At 48.3% G+C, this 606-nt stretch carries 1 protein-coding gene; it reads left to right on the top strand.

Annotation, left to right across the window (positions count from 1 at the left end; all coding sequences use genetic code 11):
* On the top strand, window positions 1-606 hold a 606-nt coding region (locus ACFINA_RS09765), incomplete at both ends, for a filamentous hemagglutinin N-terminal domain-containing protein (protein WP_375615541.1).

The following is a 606-nucleotide window of genomic DNA, read 5'->3' as shown; positions in this document are numbered from 1 at the left end:
AATGGACAAGGTCTTTCTCATAACAAATATGACAATTTCAATGTTGATGCCCATGGCGTGATTTTGAACAATTCGACTGAGGAGGTTTCGCGTTCACAGCTTGGGGGATTGGTGCCAGGCAACGGCAATTTGCGTTATAGCGGTGCAGCAAAGGTTATCCTTAATGAAGTGGTAAGTGCCAATCGCTCGCGTCTTGAAGGCGTGAGCGAAGTACACGGGCATATGGCGGATGTTATTATCGCTAACCCCAATGGGATTACCTGTAACGGTTGTGGCTTTATTAATACACCACGGGTGACTTTATCGACCGGACAACCGATTATTGGAGCCGATGGCGGGTTGCGTGTTGAGGGTGGTGATATCACCATAGGCTCTCGTGGTGCTGATGGGAGTGCATTAGATATTTTTGATCTTGTTTCGCGCAAGATCAGTATCGGGGGTCCCATACAGGTCAAAGGAGATTTGGCTGTTATCGCGGGGCGCAATCATTTTGATTATGACAAACGCGAAGCAACTTCTCTTGGTTCTGATGGCAAAGAGCCGGAATTGGCGATTGATTCCAGTGAGTTTGGTGGAATGTATGCGGGGCAGATCCGCGTGATTGCC

Origin of the sequence: Bartonella sp. AC10YNML (assembly GCF_042196825.1) — a bacterium.
Taxonomy (GTDB): domain Bacteria; phylum Pseudomonadota; class Alphaproteobacteria; order Rhizobiales; family Rhizobiaceae; genus Bartonella.
This window is presented reverse-complemented; position numbering and strand designations above follow the sequence as displayed.